Source organism: Thermodesulfobacteriota bacterium (assembly GCA_040755095.1).
Taxonomy (GTDB): domain Bacteria; phylum Desulfobacterota; class Desulfobulbia; order Desulfobulbales; family JBFMBH01; genus JBFMBH01.
The window spans coordinates 1-4,189 of sequence record JBFMBH010000209.1 but is presented as its reverse complement, the minus strand read 5'-3'; the positions used below and the strand labels follow the sequence as shown (position 1 = coordinate 4,189).

2 protein-coding genes and 1 tRNA gene are annotated in these 4,189 nt (G+C 70.5%); all 3 read right to left on the bottom strand.

The window, feature by feature from the left end; translation table 11 throughout:
• On the bottom strand, window positions 1-3,246 hold a 3,246-nt coding region (locus AB1634_18775), incomplete at its 3' end, for a hypothetical protein (protein MEW6221557.1).
• Between the two features lie 73 nt (window positions 3,247-3,319).
• Window positions 3,320-3,396: transfer RNA gene (locus tag AB1634_18770), tRNA-Arg, on the bottom strand.
• Between the two features lie 96 nt (window positions 3,397-3,492).
• Window positions 3,493-4,189: tRNA lysidine(34) synthetase TilS (gene tilS, locus AB1634_18765; protein ID MEW6221556.1), on the bottom strand; the 697-nt coding region annotated here is incomplete at its 5' end.

Below are 4,189 nucleotides of genomic sequence, written 5' to 3'. Positions count from 1 at the left end.
CTTCATGCTCAGGGCCAGCTCGTCATCCACCCGCAGCTCACCGCTCACCTCGAACCAGTCCCGGTGCCCGGTGATGGCCAGGGAGAGCCGACTGAAGGACAGCCGCCGGCTGAGCCTGAGGGTCTCCCCTTCGGGCCACTCCACCACCACCCGGCCCTGCTCCTGTTCCTCCCGGAGGGCATCGAGCACCTCCAGGCACTCCTTCGGGTCGGTGATCAGCCACCGCCGGTGGCCGTCCTCCAGGCCGGCGGGCAGTGGACAGGCGGCCTCGAGATCGGCGGCCAATCTCTCCTCTACGCCCAGGTCCCTCCGGGTCTGCAGCCGCCGCCCTTTGACCTCGGTGATGAGATGCGGCGCCCCGGTCCCTGGCTTGAGGTACGGCCCTCCATCGCCGAAGGGCTTGACGAACATCTCCACGCGGATGCCCGAGGCGTAGGGCAACAGATGCATGTGGGGCTGGGGATCGGCGCTCACCGCCTCCAGTTCCCCGCCCTCGCCACCGATGGTGGAATGCACGACCAGATGGGACGACAGACCGACCAGGGCGGCCAGCACCTGCTCGTGGCCGGCCGGCGGCACGGTGAGGCCGTCGTTGCCCAGGATCCTGGCGATGCGGCGGTGCTCATCAGAAAGCTCGATCACCCGATAGCGCGCCGGCGTCTCCCGGACCACCACCAGCCGCTCCTCCTGGAACGGAACCGAAAACCGGATAGTGATGCCGGCATCCGACCCGGTGACCAGAAGCTCGGGCTCGCTCTTGTGGATCTCCACCGGCGTGGACGGGGAGGATTCCAGGAAGACCAGGGGATGGCCAACGAGAAGGGCCATGGCCTGCGGCCACACGGCTGACCGCGCATGGTAGTGAGTCGTGTAGAGCAGGTTGCACACCATCTGATCCTGCAGACTGAAGCGCTGGACCTCGGCCCCTGCCAGACGATAGACCGAGAGCTCACGGCCCTTGCCCCAGGTGCCCCGGGCGGAAAGCTTCTGCTCCACCGGTCGCAAGGCTACCGCACCGTTGTGCTCACCCAGCATCCACACCAGCCGGGTCGCGCCCTCGGCCCCGGCCGGCCCGCCGGTGGCACTGGTGTCGAGGGCGGCCAGGGCGCGCAGGCTCCGGCGCCAGGCCTCTTCCACCGGGAGCGCGGCAGCCAGGGAGCACATGCCGGTGGCGTCCCGGATCTTCTCCACACAGCTGCGCCGGACCGGGGTATCCTCCTCGGTCCGCCTGAGCAGCTCGGCGCATTCCAGGGCCAGCCAGTGCCAACCGCCCCTCTGGGCCTGGACGAGGATCCGGCTCAAGCCGTCGTTCTCCTCCTGGCTGAGCCGGCCCTCCACAAGGAAGGTGGCCAGGGCGAAGAAGAAGCGGACGAGGGGGCTTTGCTCATCCCGGTGCTGGGCAATGATCGTCCGGGCCTGGTCGGACTGAGCGCTGTGGACCAGCAGCATCGCCTTCAGGGCGAAACAGATCGGCGTCAGGTACCGCGGCCCACGGCGCAGGGCCAGGCTGACGCCAACCCGCGTCCCGATCCGGGCCAGGAGGGCCGGCGGCGCTCCTGGCAGCAGGCCCAGGACCAGAAAGGGTCCGGCCAGGCCGCCGGGCAAGGCGTTTCCGGGGCCGGGTGAGCTGCGTCTGGCAATGGCCGCCTGGAAGGAGGCGCGGGCCTCCTCGGTCTTGCCTTCCACCAGGCCGAGCCAGCCGGCAAGGCTGGCGGCGGTGCTGGCCTCAACCTCGAGGCGCGGCAGCAGCGCCCTGGCCTCCGCCAGGAGGCCGCCCATGATGAGCCGGCAGACCAGGGCCTGCCCCAGGCGGCTCGCGTCCTCACCGGACCAGGCATGGGCTTCGTACCGCTCCCTGGCATAGGCCAGGGCCGCCTGGTCGTCATCCAGCTCGGAGATGGCGTGGTAGAGGATCTGAGCCAGGGCCTCGGCGGCCAGATCAGGGCGAAGGGAGCCGAGCCATACCGGGTCGAAAGGCCGGTTCGCTACCTGCACCAGGGGGTGCGGCTCGGTGTACGAGTGGTCACACGTCGCGAAGAGCTTCTTCAGGCACGAGTGGTACAGCGCCGTATCGGCGGTATAAAGACCGATGCGCACCTCCCGCATCAGCCGGCCACAGGTGCTCTGCGTCCCGAACCGGTCCAGAGGCAGCTCGGCGTGAACCGCCCTGACCAGAGGGCCACAGTCGCCAGGGGCCACCTGCGACCGCGACGACTGCACAGGTGTGGAGTGGCCCCGGCCCACACGCAGGAGGGCGGAGAGGCCCTCGGCGGCGCAGCGCTTCACCGCCGGATCGGCATCCCGGCCGAGGAGGACCAGGATCTTCCGTGACCAGGGGAGGATCAGCTCGATGGCGGCCTCGGCCACAAAGAGGCGCACATCCCGCCGCGGATCCCCGGCCGCGGTGGACAGGAGCGCTGCCACCTCCGGACGCTCCGGGCCGATCCGGGCGACCGCGGTCAGGAGATTGGCGTAATAGAACCACGGCTCGGTCGCCACCATGTCGAGCAGGGCCGGCAGCACCTTCGAGCCCAGCCGGCAACAGGCCTCCAGGGCTGCGGTCCGGACCGCCCGATCCATGGGATGGCCATGATCGTAGCCCAGGTTGCCCACCAGGGCCTTGAGGAACCGCTCCCTCTCTCCGGGGCCACGAAGCCCGGCCCCCCGGGCCATCTGGGCATGATCCCAGAGGAGGGCCAGCCGCTGCCGCAGATCGTTCGTGCCAGTGAGGATGGTCGCCAGATCCGTCTCTGACCAGGAATAGGGCCGGGTCGCCCGCAGCACCTGCTCCAGCTGGGCTGCGGCGCAGGGTTGGCACAGGAGGCCGCCCGGGACCCGCAGGAGCCATTGCGCGTCCCGGCCACGACACAGAAGGCAGGTCGCGGGCCCCTTGTCCGACCAGGCCTCCTTGTTCTCGATCTCCCGGACGAGGCTGCCGGCAGAATAGAGGCGTCCGTCGGCCATGGCCCGCCGGGTGACGGTCTCCAGGATGGCTGGGTGGCAACGGTTGCCCTGGTCCAGGAGGCCCAGCTTCTGCAACCGCCGCAGGTAGGCAGCAAGAGCTCTGCCGTCCGCCACTCCCTCCCGCGGAAAGGACAGCCCACTCCGGCGCAGGCACCGGAGGATGGTGGCCCCATCGGTTGGCTCATAGATGACCGAGCACAGCTGCATGAGGGCCTGTCCCAGGGGGGACAACCCTTCGTAGGCCTGCAGGAGATGCGGGAAGGTCTGGTCTTGCTCAGCCATGGGCAGGATCCCCTCTTCCCCACGAAAAAAGGGGGCATGGCATTGACAGCCATGACCCCCCGAAAAACTGACCTGGTGAGCGGAGCGGGATTCGAACCCACGACCTTTGGCTCCGGAGGCCAACGCTCTATCCAACTGAGCTACCCGCCCACCCCTATCCGTGCCAAGTGAGGTCGAGAGATTACCACGAACCGGCCGCTCCGTAAAGATCCGGTTCGCATCCGGTCACGGCAGGGATTCCTGCCATCACCGGCCTGGCCCGGGCAACGGCGGGCCCTGCCAGCGGATCTCCAGCACCGTGGCGGTGGCCGGCCGGATGCGGCAGAGCTCGTCCGGTCGTATCCCCACCAGGGCCAGGATGCGCTGGCCAGCCAGGAGCACCGGCACCCGCCAGCGCTCCGCTCGGGGCACCCGGAGGTCGGACAGAAAGCGGGCCACCTTCTTGCTGCCCGGCGCGCCTTCGGGCCGGAAGCGATCCCCCGGCTGCAGGGAGCGGATCTCCAGGGGGAAGGCGACATCATCGGCGGCCAGGCGCATGGCCGGTCCCGCCGCGGCCACCGCCGTGGCCGGCAGCAGCCGGAAGGCCAAGCGACCGGCCAGCTCGGGCACCGGAACCTCCCCCGGCTCGGGGAGCAGGACCCGGAAGCCTGGCGCCGGCGAAGGCGGGCCTTCCCCCCGGCCGGCCCCCCGGCCGTAGGGAAAGGCGAGCACCAGCAGCGCGCCCTGGCGGCTGGCCCGCAGCCCCCCGGCCAGATGCAGCCGCTGGCCGGCCGGTGCCGCAGCCAGAGCCCGCAGGGCCTCGATCTGCCGGCAGCCGGGCCGGCAGCCCAGTCCCCACAGGGCCTCCTCCAGCAGGCGCCGCTGGATGGCCACCGGCTCGGCCAGAAAGGCCGCCACGGGCAGCTGCCGCGTCTCGGCATCGCCGCGGCCCCCGGCCGCGGCC